We start from the raw sequence: 17,860 nt of genomic DNA, 5'->3' as shown, positions 1-17,860 counted from the left end.
GGTATCACAAGATCAGTGACATAATCCAGATGGAAAAATATCTGACCCTCTATCAATGTGCAAGGGAATGCAATGATTTTGACTCCTTTGTAAAGGTCGTGGCGTAGTTTTGTGCAATTTTTCAAATTTGCTCATTTATAGGTTATAGAATCCTTTATGCATTGTCAATCTGCTTTCATCAATCTTATATTATTCAATCAAAATATGTAAGAAAATGGTAAGCCCATTGTTCTTGTCAGACAGGAATATTCTTATCTATAATAATGGCAGAAAGAGTATTGCTGGCTATATCTGTAATTGTTCATGGAAAGAGAAGTGGGGAAATTTATGAGAAAATGGATTTGCATCTTGTTGGCAGCAGGAATTGCAGCTGGCCTTATGAGTGGCTGCAGCAGAAATGTGGGAACGCAGGAATCGGCAGTGTGGCAGGTACTTGAAACCGAAATTCTGGCAGAGAAAGCAGATGCATCAGGAGAGGTGGATTTCACGCATGATTATTCGGAAGAGATCAAAGCGGATATTGAAGATGTGGTATCGAAGTCGGAATCTCTGCAGAAAGAGCTGGAACAGATCAATACGATCATTCAGAAGTTTACTCCATTGGCAGAGAAAGCAGAAACGCAGGGAGAAATGAATGCATCTTCCAGATGGTTTTATGTGATCTGGGATACGGAGCTCAATAATCTCTGGAGCAGATTTATGAATTTGGCTGACCAGAAGACAAAGGAGAGCGTTCTTGCAGAACAGAGAAACTGGGTAGCCATGAAGGAAGAAGCAACATTGCTGAGTATCGGAAGCAGCGAAGAAAATGGCAGCATTTATCCTCTCCTTCAGAATTCTTTTCTGGAAGAAATTACGAAAAACAGAGCCTGTGTTCTTGCCAGTAAGCTGGCTGGGATAAAAGAAGAAGATTTCATGCTGCCGGACAGATCAAACAAATACGGCCTGTTTGTTGATAATCAGGGGACAGGAAATGTATATAGCGCATTGGTAACCAGGGAGGGATTGAACGGAGAGAATGAAGCGGTCATTTCGGTATACCGGACAGGAGAAACAAGAGGAACCTTTACGGATCATGGAAATGGAGAACTGGCCTTCGCATCGGATGATGGAAATGTACGGGGAATCATTCATATTGACGGGTGGAAGGGGGCAAGTTTTCATGTTACGGAAGTGACTGGTAACTCCGCTTTCACCGTTGGGGAAGAACTGGAATTTCCGTTCGCATTCTGATGCGGATGAAGTACATAGATAAATTCCTGCATGGAGCATTTCGGCATAGCTGTCCCGGAAAGGAGATGACCATATGAAGCAGAAAAAACGGATCTGGTGGACGTTCAATTTATGGGAAGCAGATGCATTTCAGCAATATCTGGAAGAAATGGCGCTGCAGGGCTGGTTCCTGGAAAACGTCGGCGGTTCTGTCATGAAATTTTACAGGGCACAGCCGGAAAAAAGAAGATACGCGGCGCTTCTGGTTCCGGGAAGCTCTTCCCTTACCGGCGCGGACAGCTGGAAGGCAGAACAGTTTCGCAAGGAGTGCCAGGAAGCAGGATGGGATTTTCAATGCAGCGGAACTTACTGGCAGATATTTTATACCACCGATGAAAGCGTGAAGCTGACCGGAGATATGACGGAAGAGAGGCAGTTCCTGATTCAGAAAGCTCTTTCCTGGAACGGGTCTGCGAAAATTTCCTATCCTGTACTGGTAGTATTAAGTTTGTGGTCGTTATACAGCAATCTGCAGAATCCGGGAAAAATGTTTGCGGATCCCGTGGCGCTTATGCTAAATCCCCTGCTGCTTGGAATCTGCATTTCCTGGACGGTAACCTATGCGCGGCTGTTTCGATGGAACTGTGGGAATACAATGGCTATAAAAGAAGGCAGGCCGTTTCCGAGAATGAATCTGCAGCGGAAGGTAAGCTTTAAAAAGCGTATCATTCTATTAGATGAAATCCTGATTCTGGCAGTTCTGGCGCTAGCATTTTCTTCTTCCATGAGAGCCCTGGCCGGAACCATGCTTTCTTCCATTCTCATTGTAGTGATTTCCCTGTTTGTAAGGAACCTGCTCAGAAATAACGGCAGCGGAAATGCCCGGGATGACTGGATGTCATATGCGGTTGGCGTTGGTGTGCTTTGCATGATTCTGATTCCCTTGTGTAATGCGGCAGCAACTCACTTTCTGGGAGCAGATGAACCGGATACCGGGAGAAAACATACGGTATTCGCTAGCTATCAGGCAAATGATGTTCAGATGAGCAGTTCTGGAAAGTCAGTAGGCGTTACCGTATATACCAGTCCCATTTCCTGGATCATTGCGAAAACCAGCAAATGCTATCCAAAGGATATGACAAAGTGGTGGGATCAGATGGAACTGGAACTTCCGGCAGAGCTGGGGGAAGTTCCCGAGGGGACAGAAGTGTCCTGGTGCCGGTACATGGTCCGCAAAGATGGGGCTGAGCCTGTTTCGGAAGAAAATTTCTATCAGGATGAGCCGACTCTTGATGAAGTGATATTAAAAGACAGAAATCGTCTGGTTGTGCTGGATTATGGCGGTGGTATGAATCTTACCGACATGAAAGAAGCGGTAGACGTTTTTTATCAGGGGCAAACAGAGTAAATGCAAATGGTGCAAAGGAGATTATATTCATGAAAAAAGTATTCGGAATCGGAAGCTGTATGGTCGGAATAGTACTGGTTATTTCTGGTGCTGTGATGAAGCTGAAAGGACAAACAGCGGTTACTGTCATTGGAGGCGCAGACGGTCCTACCGCTGTGTTTGTTGCCGGAAAACTGAATGGTGATTTCTCTATCATACTGATTCTGATCGGAATTGTATTGTTGGCTGTAGCAGCAATTGTTTATTGGAAGAAAAATGGCGGAAATTCATAAGAAAAGCAGCTCGCATGGTATTGGCAGCAGGAACGGTGTGAAAAGGGGGCGATTACATGGAAGAGAGTTTCTGGAAACAGACGTATGAGAAGATTCTGATTGGAATGGGTCTCTTTGGGATTACATTGAAATTTCTCTTTCTCAATCAGATTCTCCCCTTCATTGGCGCCCTTTTGCTGTTTACAGGATTTCGAAAACTGAGATCAGAAAACCGCTGGCTGAAAGCCGGATATGCAGGCGCCGCGCTCGAAGTTGTGATTACCATTGTGACAATTGTGCTTGGAAGTGTGCTCGAACGGGAGAAAATCTATACTTTGTACGCATGGAAAGGAATTGATTTCTGTGGCGGAATCCTGCCGGTCGTGCTGATGATTTGTCTTTTCCTTGGAATGCGTGAAGAGCTGGAACAGCGTGATGAAAAAATAAAAAGTGAAGTTCTGCTCCATATCATCATCTGGTATGCGGTGGTGACGGTGCTTGCGATTCAGGAATATGAGGGCTGGATCCTTGGTTTTGTAATCGTTGCTGCATACATTGGAATCCTTGTAGAGTTAAAGAATATAGCAGAAAAACTGGAAGAGGCCGGATATGTACTGGAAGAACATTCGGTGCGGATTTCAGACAGTAGATGTGCAGCAGGAGCAGCAATTCTGACTGCGGCAGGTCTGTTCGTCAGCTATACATGTTTTGGTGCTTATCATATGGAGTGGACAACTGCAAATGAAACCCAGGATCCGGCATGTGAAGAAACCAAAGCACATCTGTTATCCCTTGGTTTTCCGGAAGATATCTTGCATGACTTAAAGAAAGAAGATATTCTGGCGTGCAAAAATGCCAGACAGGTTCTGCTGAATCAAAGCGATGATTCGCTGCGGGGCAGGGATGGGCAGTTGCAGCTTGACGGCTTGGCAGTAGAACTGGAACAGGAAGGCCAGTGGAAGGTGATCCATCATTTCTTATGGAATGGAAATCCGGGCTTTCGCGGGACAGAAGCAGTACAGATCAATCCGGCATATCAGGAACTGAACGGGGGCTGGACCTTCCAGGGGAAACTTACCGGTCAGGTCCTTTACGATAAGGATGGAACTTCTTACACCGCAGATTATAAAATCTTGCAGGACGAAAATTACGATACCGGCATGAATGCTTTCTTTTACGGAAGTCAACAGAATGCCAGCATTTTCGCGGAATTTTCCTTGCCGCGGAGTGGGGAAAACTGTCGCGGATACGTGGCCTATGAAATCAAGGCAAAGGAAAGTGACTGGTGGATTGATTCCTGGCTAAATTATACCCATCAGAAGACCATCTGGCAGTATCCGGTCATCTCAGCAGCCCAGAACAGAAGACAGGGCGGCTGGCTGGACGAGCGTGTGTTTAGTACTGTGCAGGATGCGCTGCAGGTGCTTCCAAAGGGGGAAAATGAAGGCTCTATCGGTTCATAAACTCGAAAAATTGGATGTTATTGGGAGAAATATTATGACTGGGAATATGATAGGGTTTGTTATATGGGCGATGGTTGGCGTTATTATCATTAGTCTTGGAATAAGAGCATATCTTTCAGGAAAAGTGGCTGACTTTTGGGCAAACATAAAATCTATATCTGTAAATGATATAATGGGCTACAATCATGCGGTTGGTAAGTTGTTTGTTATTTATGGAGCAATATTGATTGCATTGGGATTACCGCTGCTTTCAGGACAGAATTCTCCATTTATTTTACTGTCAGTATTGGGAGTAATGATAGAAACAATAGTAATCATGGTGGTTTACAGTTTGTGTATTGAAAGAAAGTATAGAGAACAATAGTTTTTGCTCGTTCAATTTTATTCTGTATAATCTGTTGTTATTTAAAAATAAAAATGCTAAAATAGAAGTAGTTAAGATATTATCTAAAATAGTATAAATTAAGCTATTTTGGATAATATATTATTTGTAAATAAAGGCGGTGAAAACGAATGGAACAACTGATATGGGAAACAGCGGAAGAATTGGATCAGAAGCTGGCACAAAGGGTAAGAAACATCCGAAAACGGCGTTCCATTTCCCAGGAAAAATTATCCTCTATGAGTGGTGTAAGCTATGGCTCTATCAAAAGATTTGAAGCTACCGGACAGATCTCCCTGATCTCACTGACCAAGATTGCTATGGCCTTGGATATTGCAGATGAGCTTAGGAGTATTTTTACACAGGTGCCATATAAGAATATTCAGGAGGTTATTAATGAAACCAAATAATGCATTGCAGGTTCTCTACGATGAAAGGCTCGTTGGAACGCTGGCGATGACTGCAGACCATAAAGCGGCATTTCAATATAGCGAAGAATGGCTTGAACATGGATTCCCGATCAGTCCATTTTCTCTTCCACTGAAAAGGCAGGTTTTTGTTCCAAACAAAGACTATTTTAATGGACTTTTTGGAGTATTTGCGGACAGTTTACCAGACAACTGGGGAAGATTATTGTTGAACCGACTACTGCGCGCCCATGGACAAAATCCGGATAAACTTACAGTTTTGGAGCGGCTGGCTATCGTTGGAAAATCAGGAATGGGGGCGCTTACCTATTATCCAGAAAAGGAAATGCAGGAAAAACAGGGCCATAGTAATCTGGATGAACTTGCGGAGCAATGTCAGAAGCTGTTGAATACAGAGTATTCTGATAAACTGGATGAGCTATATCGCCTGGGAGGTACCAGCGGTGGAGCCAGACCCAAAATTATGACAACTATTGAGGGGGAAGAGTGGATCATTAAATTTCCGGCCCATGTAGATGGAAGAAATGCTGGAAAGATGGAATATGATTATTCCTGCTGTGCCAGACAATGTGGTATTGCCATGTGTAAGGCCAGATTATTTCCATCAGACAAATGCGAAGGGTATTTTGGAACAAAACGATTTGACAGAATGATGGATAATGGCAGTCAAAAACGAATCCATATGTTAACCGCCGCTGCTCTTTTGGAATTAGATTTCGAACAGCCAAGTCTGGATTACCACAGTTTGATGAAGCTGACGAAAATTTTAACCAGGGATCATCCAGAAGATGTGAACAATATGTTCCGCAGGATGTGCTTTAATGTGTTCGCTCATAACCGAGATGATCATTTTAAAAATTTTACGTATCTATACCATGAGGCAGAGGATTGCTGGCGGTTGAGTCCTGCATACGATCTCACTTACAGCAATACCTATTACGGAGAACATACAACCACAGTGGATGGAAATGGGCGCAATCCAGGAGAAAAGGAGATTCTGGCAGTTGGCATTGCCGCTGGGATGGCGAGAGCGGAATGCAGGAGAATTATGAACCAGATCAAGGATTGTGTGAACCAGATGCTGGGACAGTATCTTTCTTAGAAAAATGGAGTACAATTGCAACTTAAGGAAGTATCACAAATATTTTTCACCCCATATGGCCATTTCATAATAAATCTTGATGAAATTGTAAAATATCTATAATTTGTACTATAAATGAGCAAGTTCGTGATTTTGCATAAAAGAAAGACACCTTGAGTTCGATTGTGTTGTATAATGAAAGTGACCAAACCAACATTTACAGCATTCACGAAAGAAGGTGTCTCCTGCAAATACTATACATCATTCAACATTCATATACAACCAGTTTAAAAAATTAGATTTATCCAGTTATGTTTTCTTACGACGATGCTGACGCAGCCGGAACAATTTCGCACGATATCCAATGTCTGTACCATAGAGCATGGTTGATGTTCGGATATAGAAATGTATGATAAGGTAAAAGGACAGTGAGAAAGTATGAGGGGTGATAAGAGAATGCTTACAGGAGAGGAAAATAGAAAAATACCTGTAGTAGCATCATATATCGGCACAATGTTGGCAGCGAATGATAAGAATGGAATTCCACATAAAAACTGGCGAAAGATTTTTGTGACTTCCAGAGGAGTGATTGAGATTCGCAAATCCGATATTTTGAAAATTGCGAAAACCTCGAAAAGGTGACATTAGGCGCAGGTATTGACGTTGTGAGCTGGGATGCTTTTCAGGGCTGCCACAATCTTAAACGAATTGATTTCGCTGGAGGCCAGCCAGATATTTGGTCTGAGACTTTCAATGATGTACCGGATAACGCCATCGTTGGATATAAAGGTAGAGACGTCAGTGTAAAGGCGCTCAAAGATAGATTGATGGAGTGCATGAGAGAATATGAAGGATCAGGTATTCTTTCGGATGAGCTGATTGATGAAGCGCTTGCCAAACAGGCAGAAAAAGAGAAAAAGCCAGAAAAGAAAAAGCACGCCTATCGAGGACGATAAACACAAAAGTGGCAGGACCATAAAAAGTCCTGCCATTGTTGCTATTCTCAACGAATAAATTTTTAGAGCCACCCAGGAGATTGGATTTAGAGGTGTGATAGAGTCCCTGGGCAGCTCTGTTGGTCATTATATCATCAATTGGCATAAATGAAAAGTTAAAATTGTGAAATCTGACCAATGTCACATTTTTAGACTGCCTGGCAAACAGGGATTTGTGATATCTCAGCCTGCAGTTCCATTTTTAAATTTCTGATATCAATATCATTCTGCATGTCGAGAAAATATTTGTCAGATACCCCGAAGTATTTAGCAAGTCTTAAAGATGTGTCGGCTGTAATTTTTCTGCGATTGTGTAAAATGTCTTGGATTCTGGAAGTCGGAACGTGAATGTCCTGTGCTAAGCGATAGGCGGAAATTCCGAGCGGTGCCATAAATTCTTCATACAAAATTTCTCCAATTGTAGGAGTTGGTATAAAACTCATAATCATTCTCCTTTCCTTATAAAGTATGTGCTGATTAGTGATAATCAACGATTTCTACATCGTTAAAGTAAATTCCATCAAAAGTGAAGCAAATCCTATACTGATCATTGATTCTAATACTGTATTGTCCCTCGCGATCACCATGAAGCGGTTCTAAATGGTTGGCTGGTGGGGCTTTTAGATCCTCCAAGCATCTTGCATTGTCTATCATGATCAGTTTTCGCAAAGCGATTCGTTGAATAGCTTGTGGTAGCTTTTTGGAAAAGATTTGGTTGTATACCTTTTCCGTTTCTTTATCTGCAAATGTTTTTATCATATTTATATTATAGCTGTTTTGCGTGTATATGTCAAACGGATATATAGCAATTTCCGTTTTTATTTCAAAATCCATTTCCCATACTCTAAATATGATAATAAAAATACCCAAATAGAAGGGAGCGCAAAAATAATGAAATCGAAAAAGTATTTTATCATAGCCGGGGCGGCTTTGATGCTTGGCTCCGTTATGCCGATGTCTGTAATGGCTGCAGAGTATCAGACAGATGTGATATCCAGCGTCAAAACAGGTGATATTTCTGTGCATTTACAGGATTATGAGATTGGAGAAGACGGGAAGGAAAAGGTTTATCAGGATAATAAGCAGATTTTGCCGGGGCAGACGATAAGCAAAATTACTCGGATTATTCTGTGTAAACTCTAAACGGAGCTATATATCCTCTTGGATTGATATTAAAATAAATATCAATTCAGGAGGATTTTTTTATGGAACGAAGAAGATCAGATACTTTCTATGTTGCTGTCCAGCTGATAAAACTATATAGAATATGGCGAAAAGTGTAGAAAATACGTGTAATTTTACAAAATATTATACGAAATTTGGCAAAAATTTCATCAATTTACTAATTGAAGTTTTCTCATGAAATAAGTATGCTTAATGAAAATATATGCCAGCTAAACAGGAGGGACAGAAATGAGCAGACAGAAGAAAAATAGTGGCTTTACACTGGCAGAACTATTAATTGTGGTTGCAATTGTTGGTATTCTTGTAGCAATTTCCATTCCGGTTTTCACTTCACAACTGCATAAAGCGAAGGTTGCAACGGATGAAGCAAACCTCAGAAGTTACTACTCGGTGTTGATGGCAGATTATCAGGCAACTGGGAAATATGATTATGATCCATCCATTACTGATGATATGTGGAAGAACATTTCTGATACGATTAATTACAAAGATGGAACAACAGTAAAACTGAAAGCAGGTCAGTTTTCTGTCATCCGACCATCTGAGGAGGATCCAAAATTCTGCGGATATCAGATTCATTATTTCTGTAAAGATGGATACACAAGAACTTTTGGAGCAAGCGACAAAACGTAAAAGGCAGGGCAGGTGCAACAAAATGCCCTGCCTTTTCTAAATATAAGGATTAGTGGTTGCATACAAAATCTGTCACGATTTTATTAAATCTCCGTTATTTAACTTCTACCAGCTCAATCTTAAAATTCAGTTCCTTTCCTGCCATTTCATGGTTGGCATCGAAGGTGATGGTGGTTTCAGTCTTAGCTGTAACCGTTACCGGGAAATGCTGGCCATTCTGATTCTGCAGGTAAATGTGCTGGCCCACCTGCAGCTCCTCAGAACCCGGAAGATCCGCAATTTCCACATCGAAGATAGCATCCGGGTTTGCCTGACCGTAAGCTTCCTCCGGCATCAGGTGAATTTCTTTTACCTCACCGACTTCCATGTCTGCCACGGCAGCATCAAAGCCCTGGATCATCTGACCTGCGCCGCAGACAAACTCTAGCGGCTCGCCGCGGTCGTAAGAAGAGTCGAACTGGGTTCCGTCGTTAAACGTTCCTTTGTAATGAGTGCGGCAGGTTTTGCCGACATTGCGTCCTGTAATAGCCATAATTGTGATATCCTCTCTTGTTTTTTGTACAGCTTCCGTATCAGTATACTAGATTTTAGGCAAAAGGAAAAGGACTTTCTGTGACATACTTCCACCGCTTTTTACATTTTTTTACATTTGTGCGGAAAAATATAGACATGAAAAAATATGAAATGATATAATGAAATTAAAAAATGTGCCAAGGCACATCCCTTTTCGCTGTTCGTTTTGTATTGCAAAAATAATGATGACTGTGAAAGTGCGCTTTAGCGAAATAAGGAATGAGCGCACAAAAATGATCGTATAAAAACCATACAGATAAAGAAAAATGAAAAAAGGATAAAAGCCCCAAATTACTGATTGTAGATGAAGCGGAAGTTAACAGGGTTATATTAAGGGGGAAGAATGGACAGAGGGACAGAAAAACGGATAAGAAAAACAGATAAGAAAAAAAGCTTATGGCTTAGTATTTTGGTACTGATCATGCTGCTTTTGGTACCGGTTTCTGTTCATGCATCTGAAATGAAAAGCAATGGAAAAACAGCTCAGGCAATGGAGAAAGAAAATAAAACCGTGAGAGTTGGCTATTTTCCATATGCCAATTTTCAGGAAGGCGGTTATGGGGAACACAAGCAGGGAGCAGGCTATGAATATCTCCAGAAGATTTCTTATATAACCGGCTGGAAGTATGAATATGTCTATGGCTCATTTAAAGAGTGTCTGGATATGCTGGCAGATGGAGAAATAGATATACTTGGAAGTGTCAGTTATACACCGGAAAGGGCAGAAGCAATCAGTTTTTCTGATTATGCGGAGGGAACAGAACGATATTGGATCTATACCAGGGAGAATCATTTGAACCTTACGGATGGAGATTTAAAGCAGCTGAATGGCTGCCGTATCGGCGTTGAGGATGGAAGCTATCAGAAAAAATTTCTGGAAAAATGGCTGGACAGCAATCAGCTTCATGCAGAGATTGTTGTCTGCAAAGGCTATGATGAAATAATAAAAAAACAGGATGCAGATGAACAGGATGCATTCGTGATCCCGGCATTGTCTGTCGACAGTGATTTTATTGCAATTGCTAATATCGGTGTAAGTGACTGCTATTTCGGTGTATCAAAATCCAGACCGGATCTGTTAAAGGAATTAAATTCTGCCCTGGAAGAAATCAACAATACAAAAACGGACTACAGCAGCAAGCTGTATGCCCGTTATGAAGGGAAAGCAGCCATAAATTATGCATTAAATATGGAAGAAAAACAATGGCTGGCTGCCCATGAAAATACCATACGTGTGGGGTATCTAAAGGATAATCTTCCTTTTTGCGGTGAAGAAGACGGGAAACTGACAGGAATTCTCGGAACCGTTCTGGAGACTGTTCAGAAAAAATATGAAATCACGATCAAGGCAGTTCCCTGTTCCACGGGCATACAGATGAATGAGGCATTGCAGGCTGGTGAAATTGATATTGCCGGTCCTATCATTCAGGATTTTTATACGCAGGAACAGTTTCAGGTAGTTTTGACCGATAAAATCTTTGATATCACGCCGGTAGTTATTTACAAAGGAAATGACTACAGCAGCAGTCTCTCCGCAATCGCAGCAACAGAGACCTCACTGTATTCTGAATTGATGGTGTCCCTTCTTTTTCCGGACGCTGAGATCAAACAATATGACACACAGGAAGAATGCCTGGAGGCAGTAGCAAACGGAAAAGTGGGAGCAACTGTTATTCCGTCTTCCAAGATCAATCTTCTGAATGAAAGTTCATTGACCAAAAGTCTGTCATTTGCAGAGATGGCAAAACGGCAGGAATTAGGAATGTTTACGACGAGAGGAAACAGAAGAGCAGCTACCATTATCAATAAAGCAATTGATCAGTCCTCCGATATTCTAAATGGCGTTGTCCTTGCACTGAATTCTGTTTCAGAAAAGAAAATGACCCTGCAGGATGTCCTTGCAGAGTATGCCGGTTTCGTGATCGGAGTTTCCTTTGCGATTATTTTTGTACTTCTTCTTCTGGTTTATTCGCTTTTGGCAAGCAGGAAAAAACAGATGGAAGCGTTGAAGGAAGCACAGAATGCAAATGCGGCGAATATTGCGAAAACAACGTTCCTGAATCACATGTCCCATGACATCCGGACACCGATGAATGCAATCGTCGGATTTACCGATATTGCCTTGAAGCTGAAACCGGACAGGGAAGTGGAAAATTATCTGAAAAAGATCAGGCAGAGTTCCGAATATCTGATGACCCTGATGAATGATGTGCTGGATATCAGCCGCATTGAAAGCGGTAAACTGGAATATAAACCAGTGCCGGTGGATTTGGGGGATATGGTTAATACGGTTTTGTCGATTGCAAGAGGCTATGCGGAAAACCGCGACCTTATTTTTACGGTTTCAACAGAGAAACTTAAAAATCCTTATGTGATGGCAGATGAACTCAGGATCAGGGAGGTATTGCTTAACATTATCGGCAATGCAGTCAAATTTACGAAAGATGGAGGTACCATTTCATTTGCTGCAGAAAGCCGTCCGGGTAAAGATGAGCAGCATATCATTGTGCGCTTTCGCATATCAGATACCGGAATTGGTATGAGCGAGGAGTTCCAGACCAGAATATTTGATGAGTTCAGTCAGGAAAATAACGGAGCAAGAACCAGCTATAAGGGAACCGGACTGGGGATGGCGATTGCCAAACGGTATGTAGATCTTATGGGTGGAAAAATTGAAGTCAGCAGCAGACAGGGCGTTGGCTCGACATTTACCGTAGAAATTCCATTGCTTATAGCAGAACATGTACCGGCTGAAAAGAAAGAAAAGCTCAGGAACGATATTGATGTACGTGGTTTACATGTCCTTTTGGCAGAGGACAATGATTTAAATGCAGAGATAGCCGTAACTCTATTGGAAGAAAAAGGGATGATCGTAACCAGAGCTGCCGATGGAAAATCTGCGCTCACGCAGTTTTGCAATACAGCTCCGGGGACCTTTGAGCTGATCTTAATGGATATCATGATGCCGGAAATGAACGGATATGAAACAACAAAAGCCATAAGGAATATGCCGGATCGCCCGGACGGAAAGAAGATTCCCATTATAGCAATGACAGCGAATGCATTTGCAGAGGATATAAGGGCAGCTTTGGATGCCGGGATGGATGGTCATGTGGCAAAGCCGGTCGATATGGGTGTGTTACTGTCTGTCATCACAAAACATGTAAAACGATGAAGAACCTGGCGGTTTGAGGGAGAAAACAACAATGTATAAACGTAGAAAAAAAACAGCCGTACTATGTGCAGGAATATTTGCGGTTTTGGGAATGTGGATACTATTTTCCGTACATTGCTGGGCTGCCGAGACGCAGTATGATGACAGGCAGCAGACCATCCGTGTCGGTTCATTTGAGGATACCTTCGATTATGTTGATGAGTACGGGGTTAGACGCGGCTTCGGCTACGAACTCATGCAGGCTCTGGCAGGCTATACCGGATGGAAGTTTGAGTATGTGAAATGTGACTGGTCCAACTGTTTTGATAAGCTTGAAAACGGTGAAATCGATATCATGGGAGATATTTCCTATACCGATGAACGGGAACAAAAGATGCTGTATTCGGCGGAACCAATGGGGGAGGAAAAATATATCCTCTATGCTGATCTGTCAGATACCGATGTCGTGACATCGGATTTTCGGTCTATGGACGGGAAACGCGTAGGCGTGCTCTTAGGTACAGAGCCTGAAGTCATGCTGACAGAATGGGAAAATAAGAATGGCATACATACAGAACACGTAAATGTATATAATAATGCCGATGTCGAAAAGAAATTGGCGGATCATGAGATTGATTGCTTTGTGTCTCTGGAGGAATCCTTCTGGTCGGAGCAGGGAATCTCATCCGTTACCACGGTTGGCAAATCCGGCATATATTTTGTGATAAACAAAGAGCGCAGCGATATCAAGGCGGAGCTGGACTGGGCTATGCGTCAGCTGGAGCAGGATAGTCCGTTTTTCCGGGCAGATCTGTATAAGAAGTATTTTACGCTTGATTACAGCCAGAGTCTTACTGGAGGAGAAAAGGCATGGCTGGAGGAGCATGGCAGCATCCGGATCGGATTTATGGACAATGCTCCGTTGGTTTTTTCCATGGATGAAGAGACCGGCAGGCTTACGGGTACGCTGTCGGAATATACTTCCTATGCCGTAGACTGTCTGGGGAATCAGACACTGAAATTTGATATACAGGCATATGAGAATTATGAAGAAATGCTTCAGGCCTTACAGGATCACGAAATTGACATGATTTATTATGTCGGCAGAAATCTTGATTTTGCGGAGAAACATGGCTTTACACTGACAAATGCAGCCTGGACCTACAGCCTGATGGCGGTAACGGATGAACAGCATTTTAAAGAGAATGAAGTGTATACAGTTGCTGTACCAAGGGAAAATGAGGCCTTAAAACAGCATATTGTGTTCAGCTATCCTCAATGGAGGCTGGTCACTTACGATTCGCTCCCGGATGCGGCAGATATGCTCATGAATGAAAAGGCAGACTGTTTTCTCCTGGGAACCAGTAAAGCACTGAAATATGATAATCATCGGGATTTCAATAGCATTCCGCTTACAAAAACAATGGAGGCCTGCTTTGCGGTGAGAAACGGAGAGGGAACTCTTTTGTCGATACTGAATAAAACGCTGAAGACCATGCCGTCTGATATGCTTACAAGTGCACTGGCCATCTATGACAGTACGACGGATAAAGTGACATTTTCGGATTTCATAAAAGACAATCTTCCGGTTGTGTTTGTCACTTCCGGATTATTTACACTCAGCATAATTGGTGTGATTCTTGTATTTTTGAGAAAGGCCAGGAAGGCAGAAGCTTCTGCAAAGCTTGCGGCAGATGATACACAAAAGCTGAATGACAGGCTGGAAACCGCCCTGAAAAAAGCAGAGGAGGCCAGTCTCGCAAAGACCCGTTTCCTTAACAATATGTCGCATGACATCCGGACTCCTATGAATGTCATTCTGGGCTATGCACAGTTGATGGAGGAGGAGCTGAAAGAAAAGGACCTGCCGGAAACAAAAGAACATCTGGAAAAACTGCAGCAGTCCGGCAAGCTTCTTCTGTCCATCATAAATAATGTACTTGATATGGCCAGGATCGAGAGCGGGAAAATGGAGATTGATGAGAGCTATAGCCGGATTGAAAATCTCCGTCAGTCTGTGTTTACAGTTTTTGACGCTGAAGCAAAGAAAAAGAAGATTGCTTTTCGTTACTCAGTGAATGTAGAGCATGAGCATGTACTGACGGATGTTACCAAGGTAAAAGAGATATTTGTCAATATCCTGAGTAATGCCATGAAATATACTCCTTCCGGTGGCTCTGTTACGGTAAGCCTGGAGGAACTGCCATGCGATGAACCTGGATACATGATTGTGAGAACCCGGGTAAGCGATACGGGAATCGGTATGAGTCAGGATTATCTGACAAGGATTTTCGAAGCCTTTACCCGTGAGAAAAACACCACAAGGAGTAAAATTGCAGGAACCGGACTTGGAATGTCCATCGTAAAGAGATATGTGGACCTGCTTGGTGGAACAATACAGGTAGAGAGCGAGCTCGGAAAGGGCAGTACCTTTACTGTTACGCTGAAACACAAAATAGCAGATGAAAGCTTTTATGAAAACAGGAAGATCGAAAATCCTGAAACAGGCACGGAAATCCTGGAAGGCAGGAATATCCTGATAGCAGAGGATAATGATCTGAATGCGGAGATTGCAGAGGCAATCCTTAAGCGTGCCGGTCTGAAAACAGAGCGCGTGGTGAATGGCATTCAGTGTGTCAACATGATAACAAAAATGCCGGCGGACACCTATGATATGATCCTCATGGATATCCAGATGCCTGAAATGGATGGCTATGAAGCAGCACGGGCAATCCGGCAGCTGCCGGATCGGGAGAAGGCATGTATCCCGATCATTGCAATGACGGCAAATGCATTTGAGGAAGATAAGAAAGATGCCATGGCAGCCGGAATGAACGGTCATATGGCAAAGCCGATCCAGGTAGAACAGCTGCTGTCGATGTTAGCGGAAATGATGTACAAAAAATAATACCTTTTTTAGCTGTGGTTGCCCTACTGACCATTCTCTGCTATGATAGAATACAGTATGTGCCTGCGGGCCAGCTGATGTTTTTTTGATAATTTGATATGATTTAGGTGGAAAATTCAAAATTCAGGAGAAGAAGGATCAGAAAACATGCAGAAAAAAATGGAATTAAACAGTGACATGCGGGTTTATTTTGACATGGACGGAACGATTGCAAAATGGTGTGATGTCCCTGTTGAGGAAAGCCGAAAGCCGGGATATTATGCAGATCTGGAGCCGGAAACGGAGCTTCTGGATTTTATGCGCGCAGCCATGAAACGAGGGGAAAATATTTACATTTTGTCCTCATACTACACGGACACCAGAGCGTTGCTGGAGAAGAAAAAGTGGCTGGATCAATATCTGCCGGAGATCGATTCCGCACACTGTCTCTTTGTGCCGTACGGAAAGAATAAGGCAGAGTTTATCGAGGCAATGCTGCATCGCAGGCTCAGCCGGGCAGATATCCTGATCGATGATCATACACCGAATCTGCACCGCTGGGAAGCAGCGGGCGGTACCGGGATCAAATGGCTGAATCAGGTCAACGGAAACAACGGCCGCTTTGAGGGCGCCCGGGTGGGCAGCGCAGAGGAGCTCAGGGCAGTGCTGGACAACGCTTCGCAGGGCTAAGCATGATAAAACAAATCAGAGACATATTTTGGAGGATATAGCATGATGGGGGAGAAACAGATCAACGCAATGATCATAAATGAGAAGGATCATGTGATCATGACAACAGAAAATGTAAAGAAAGGGCAGACGCTTTGCTACAGGGATACAGGCGGTTGTCACACACTGACAGCCCTGGAGGATATCCCAAAGTATCATAAGGCAGCGGTGAAAGCGGTCAAACGCGGAGAACAGGTGCTGAAATACGGGGAAAATATCGGCCGCGCGCTGGCGGATATCGAACCGGGGGCATGGGTCCATACACACAATCTGAGCGACTATCCGGAGGAGGAATGATATGAAATTTCAGGGGTTTGTGAGAGAAAACGGACAGGTAGGAATTCGGAATCATGTGGTTGTAATGCCTGGAGTGATTTGCGCAGAAATGGCAGCCAAAAAAATTGCCTCCGAATGCGGGGCGGTGTTTCTGGCAAATCCGATAGGCTGCGGTTTAAATCCAAAAGATATGACGGTCATGCTGGATGTGCTTTCCGGACTTCTGGCAAATGCGAATGTCTACGGCGTTCTGGTGGTAGGCCTTGGCTGCGAGTTTCTGAAGGAAGAGCATTACCGCAGTGCAGTCTGGAAAAAAGCAAAAAAACCGTTACAGTATGTCTGTATTCAGGAGATGGGAGGCTTAAGCAAAGCCATCGAAGAAGGAAGGAAACGTGTCTGCCAGATGCAGAAGGAGGCAGATGCAGTACCCCGTACCGAAGCAGATCTGTCAGATCTGATCCTGGGACTGGAATGCGGCGGCTCCGATCCAACCTCCGGCTTCTCTTCTAATACGGTGCTGGGGCTTGTCACCGACGAGGTGATCGATGCCGGCGGTACCGCGATCCTGAGCGAGACCGTGGAGTGCATCGGTGCGGAGCATATTCTGCGTCAGAACGGAAGAACTCCGGAAATCGGAGAACAGATTTACCAGGCAATTCTTGACTGGGAACAGAAACGATATGAGGAATCAGGGCAGGATGTGCGGTGCGGAAATCCGTCGCCGGGAAATATGGCCGGCGGCATTACCACACTGACGGAAAAATCGCTCGGCTGCATTCATAAGGCCGGCTCCAGACCGTTTGACGGCTGTTTTGAGTATGGACAGTGGATTGACAGAAAGGGGCTGTATTTTGTGAATGCTGCAGCTTCCGATGTACTCAGTGTCACAGCGTTAGCTGCAGCAGGAGCCACGCTGGTGGCGTTTACCACGGGCCTTGGCAACCCGATCGGCAATCCGGTCACGCCGGTGGTGAAGATTACCGGCAATCACGATACGGCTGAGGCTCTCTGCGAAATCATTGATATTGACACCAGTGCCAGCATACGCGGCGAGAAAAGCCTGCAGGAACTGAAAACAGAGATGCTGTCCGTCTTTGCAGATGTCATGAACGGAAAGAAGACCCGCGCAGAAGAAAACGGGGCAAATGAACTAAGCATCAATCAGTGCTATAGCTATGCATAACCCGCTTTTTAGGTGATTTG

At 43.6% G+C, this 17,860-nt stretch carries 17 protein-coding genes and 1 pseudogene; 15 read left to right on the top strand and 3 right to left on the bottom strand.

Annotated features, from left to right (window positions below):
* Nucleotides 1–327 precede the first annotated feature (327 nt).
* The 8 genes from ACMP1L_RS09905 to ACMP1L_RS09870 all read left to right on the top strand — a co-directional run bounded on the left by ACMP1L_RS09905 (nucleotide 328) and on the right by ACMP1L_RS09870 (nucleotide 7,181).
* Complete coding sequence (locus ACMP1L_RS09905) at nucleotides 328–1,233, top strand: lysozyme inhibitor LprI family protein (RefSeq protein ID WP_118585028.1); 906 nt, start codon at nucleotides 328–330, stop codon at nucleotides 1,231–1,233.
* A 73-nt stretch (nucleotides 1,234–1,306) separates the two neighbouring features.
* Nucleotides 1,307–2,620, top strand: a complete 1,314-nt coding sequence (locus tag ACMP1L_RS09900; RefSeq protein WP_118733982.1) for a DUF2812 domain-containing protein — start codon at nucleotides 1,307–1,309, stop codon at nucleotides 2,618–2,620.
* Nucleotides 2,621–2,649: 29 nt separating this feature from the next.
* Nucleotides 2,650–2,892, top strand: coding sequence for an LPXTG cell wall anchor domain-containing protein (locus ACMP1L_RS09895; protein WP_118542865.1), 243 nt, complete (start codon nucleotides 2,650–2,652; stop codon nucleotides 2,890–2,892).
* A gap of 56 nt (nucleotides 2,893–2,948) precedes the next feature.
* The gene (locus ACMP1L_RS09890; protein ID WP_118733980.1) at nucleotides 2,949–4,334 is read left to right on the top strand and encodes a hypothetical protein; all 1,386 of its coding nucleotides are present in this window, start codon (nucleotides 2,949–2,951) and stop codon (nucleotides 4,332–4,334) included.
* A 34-nt stretch (nucleotides 4,335–4,368) separates the two neighbouring features.
* Nucleotides 4,369–4,698: a hypothetical protein gene (locus ACMP1L_RS09885; protein ID WP_118542932.1), complete on the top strand. Its 330-nt coding sequence runs from the start codon at nucleotides 4,369–4,371 to the stop codon at nucleotides 4,696–4,698.
* Between the two features lie 149 nt (nucleotides 4,699–4,847).
* Nucleotides 4,848–5,126 carry a helix-turn-helix domain-containing protein gene (locus ACMP1L_RS09880; protein ID WP_118542867.1) on the top strand — a complete coding sequence of 93 codons (279 nt, stop codon included), beginning with the start codon at nucleotides 4,848–4,850 and terminating at the stop codon, nucleotides 5,124–5,126.
* On the top strand, nucleotides 5,113–6,246 hold the full coding sequence (locus ACMP1L_RS09875; RefSeq protein WP_418452920.1) for a type II toxin-antitoxin system HipA family toxin: 1,134 nt from the start codon (nucleotides 5,113–5,115) through the stop codon (nucleotides 6,244–6,246). Before ACMP1L_RS09880 ends, ACMP1L_RS09875 begins: the two co-directional genes overlap by 14 nt.
* A gap of 644 nt (nucleotides 6,247–6,890) precedes the next feature.
* Complete coding sequence (locus tag ACMP1L_RS09870) at nucleotides 6,891–7,181, top strand: hypothetical protein (RefSeq protein WP_418452919.1); 291 nt, start codon at nucleotides 6,891–6,893, stop codon at nucleotides 7,179–7,181.
* Nucleotides 7,182–7,369: 188 nt separating this feature from the next.
* On the opposite strand, the gene ACMP1L_RS09865 is transcribed toward ACMP1L_RS09870, so the two are convergent.
* Together ACMP1L_RS09865 and ACMP1L_RS09860 are read right to left on the bottom strand one after the other, a co-directional pair.
* On the bottom strand, nucleotides 7,370–7,663 hold the full coding sequence (locus tag ACMP1L_RS09865) for a HigA family addiction module antitoxin (RefSeq protein ID WP_177304102.1): 294 nt from the start codon (nucleotides 7,661–7,663) through the stop codon (nucleotides 7,370–7,372).
* 34 nt (nucleotides 7,664–7,697) lie between these two features.
* Nucleotides 7,698–8,054 (bottom strand): type II toxin-antitoxin system RelE/ParE family toxin, encoded by a 357-nt coding sequence (locus ACMP1L_RS09860; protein WP_418452918.1) that lies wholly within the window; start codon nucleotides 8,052–8,054, stop codon nucleotides 7,698–7,700.
* Nucleotides 8,055–8,111: 57 nt separating this feature from the next.
* Between ACMP1L_RS09860 and ACMP1L_RS09855 the strand changes: the two genes are divergently transcribed.
* Both ACMP1L_RS09855 and ACMP1L_RS09850 read left to right on the top strand, forming a co-directional pair.
* Entirely contained in the window at nucleotides 8,112–8,363 is a 252-nt protein-coding gene (locus tag ACMP1L_RS09855; protein ID WP_418452917.1) for a hypothetical protein, read from the top strand.
* Between the two features lie 270 nt (nucleotides 8,364–8,633).
* A complete protein-coding gene (locus ACMP1L_RS09850) occupies nucleotides 8,634–9,038 on the top strand; it encodes a type IV pilin protein (protein WP_418452916.1) in 405 nt (134 codons plus the stop codon).
* Nucleotides 9,039–9,132: 94 nt separating this feature from the next.
* Here ACMP1L_RS09850 and ACMP1L_RS09845 read toward each other — a convergent pair.
* Nucleotides 9,133–9,564, bottom strand: a pseudogene (locus tag ACMP1L_RS09845) (FKBP-type peptidyl-prolyl cis-trans isomerase); the annotation flags it as partial.
* Nucleotides 9,565–9,954: 390 nt separating this feature from the next.
* Between ACMP1L_RS09845 and ACMP1L_RS09840 the strand changes: the two are divergent.
* The 5 genes from ACMP1L_RS09840 to ACMP1L_RS09820 all read left to right on the top strand — a co-directional run bounded on the left by ACMP1L_RS09840 (nucleotide 9,955) and on the right by ACMP1L_RS09820 (nucleotide 17,840).
* Nucleotides 9,955–12,786 carry an ATP-binding protein gene (locus ACMP1L_RS09840; RefSeq protein ID WP_418452915.1) on the top strand — a complete coding sequence of 944 codons (2,832 nt, stop codon included), beginning with the start codon at nucleotides 9,955–9,957 and terminating at the stop codon, nucleotides 12,784–12,786.
* A 91-nt stretch (nucleotides 12,787–12,877) separates the two neighbouring features.
* Nucleotides 12,878–15,673: a transporter substrate-binding domain-containing protein gene (locus tag ACMP1L_RS09835; RefSeq protein WP_418452914.1), complete on the top strand. Its 2,796-nt coding sequence runs from the start codon at nucleotides 12,878–12,880 to the stop codon at nucleotides 15,671–15,673.
* A gap of 147 nt (nucleotides 15,674–15,820) precedes the next feature.
* Nucleotides 15,821–16,342, top strand: a complete 522-nt coding sequence (locus ACMP1L_RS09830) for a 5' nucleotidase, NT5C type (RefSeq protein ID WP_418452913.1) — start codon at nucleotides 15,821–15,823, stop codon at nucleotides 16,340–16,342.
* Between the two features lie 42 nt (nucleotides 16,343–16,384).
* Nucleotides 16,385–16,678: a UxaA family hydrolase gene (locus ACMP1L_RS09825; protein ID WP_418452912.1), complete on the top strand. Its 294-nt coding sequence runs from the start codon at nucleotides 16,385–16,387 to the stop codon at nucleotides 16,676–16,678.
* Nucleotide 16,679: 1 nt separating this feature from the next.
* On the top strand, nucleotides 16,680–17,840 hold the full coding sequence (locus ACMP1L_RS09820) for a UxaA family hydrolase (RefSeq protein ID WP_418452911.1): 1,161 nt from the start codon (nucleotides 16,680–16,682) through the stop codon (nucleotides 17,838–17,840).
* Nucleotides 17,841–17,860 lie beyond the last annotated feature (20 nt).

This window comes from Ventrimonas sp., from assembly GCF_048380235.1.
GTDB lineage: Bacteria > Bacillota > Clostridia > Lachnospirales > Lachnospiraceae > Brotaphodocola.
This window is presented reverse-complemented; position numbering and strand designations above follow the sequence as displayed.